Origin of the sequence: Fictibacillus sp. Mic-4 (genome assembly GCF_049843615.1) — a bacterium.
Lineage (GTDB): Bacteria > Bacillota > Bacilli > Bacillales > Fictibacillaceae > Fictibacillus_A > Fictibacillus_A gelatini.
The window spans coordinates 1-1,339 of record NZ_JBBHZM010000102.1; the positions used below are offsets into that span (position 1 = coordinate 1).

2 protein-coding genes are annotated in these 1,339 nt (G+C 38.9%); both read right to left on the bottom strand.

Going from position 1 to position 1,339, the window contains the following annotated elements:
- Nucleotides 1–42: 42 nt before the first annotated feature.
- Nucleotides 43–1,002, bottom strand: a complete 960-nt coding sequence (locus WD019_RS21620; protein ID WP_425712806.1) for an IS3 family transposase — start codon at nucleotides 1,000–1,002, stop codon at nucleotides 43–45.
- Complete coding sequence (locus tag WD019_RS21625) at nucleotides 954–1,259, bottom strand: transposase (protein WP_425712807.1); 306 nt, start codon at nucleotides 1,257–1,259, stop codon at nucleotides 954–956. The genes WD019_RS21620 and WD019_RS21625 overlap by 49 nt, the downstream gene beginning before the upstream one ends.
- Nucleotides 1,260–1,339 lie beyond the last annotated feature (80 nt).

The window sequence follows — 1,339 nt, forward strand, 5'->3', positions numbered from 1 at the left end:
AGGCCTTCTCTTAAAGGAACAATTAAAATGCGAATTGTTCCTTTAAGCAGAGGAAACAAGGTTAGTTCCGGCGTTATTTTCTTGTGCCAGTTCATATGCCATTTCATACTCCATTGGAGTGGCGTATCCAAGCGTTGAGTGCGTACGCTTCCGATTGTAAAATTGAATATAAAACTCTATAGCAGCGATTGCTTCGGCCTTCGTACGAAAAACAAATTTATAAAGGTACTCTTTCTTCAATGATGCAAAGAATGATTCGGCACAGGCATTATCATATGGGGTAGCTTTTTGGCTCATGCTAATGACAGCTTTTGCCTTTTTCAATTCTTGAATATAGTCGTTTGAACAATACTGTGATCCACGGTCTGAATGATGAATCCAGCCTTCTTCTGGTTTGCGCAAAGCTATGGCTTCCTTTAAGGCACGAAGCGGCAATTTTCGATCCATACAATCATCTATAGCGTAACTAATGACACGGCGAGAAAATAAATCTAGCACTGGATTGAGGTAAAGAAACCCCTCTCCGGTGTGAATGTAAGTAATATCGGTTACCCAAACTTTATTAGGTACATCAGGTCGGAATTCACGGTTTAGTTCATTGGCATATACTGTTTTTTTATGGTCAGAGTCCGTGGTATTGATATACTTTTTTGGAGGCGTGGCAAATAGCCCCATAGCCCTCATACGATTCGCCACAGTCTTCTGGGAAACCTTTATTTTATCAAGTTCTACTAATCTTTCATATATCCTGGGACTACCATATGCCCCAAGGTTATCATTGAAGTAAAACTTGATGCGTTCATCTAAGTATTTTTTCCACTTTTCCCTTTCCGTTTCATCCTGACCTTGACGCTTTTCCCAGGCATAATAACCGGAGGTTGATACCCCTAATACTTTGCACATCCTCACAAGGGTATGCTCATTTTTATAAGCAAAAATAAAAGCAAATATATCTACTTTTCTTGTGTGAAGATGTGCATTGCTTTTTTTAGAATTGCACACTCCTCCTCAGCTTCCAGTCGTTTTTGTCTTTCTGTTTCATACAATTCTTTGTATTCGGAAGCTGTTAAAAGTTGATTCTTCTGGGCTTTCTCCGCCTCCTGTTGCCTTTTGCGGAAAGCCGTTACCCATTTCATTAAGGTGTCATACGGGATCTGTAGTTCTTTACTTACATCAATTTGTTTTTTACCGTCTAAAACAATCAGTTTTGCAACATATTCTCTAAATTCACTAGCATATTTTTTCTGATTCTTCGCCATGTTTACACGTCCTCTTCCCTAATGGTTTGATTTAAACATGACGCCACTACCTGTGTCCACTTTTTATACTATATTCAATA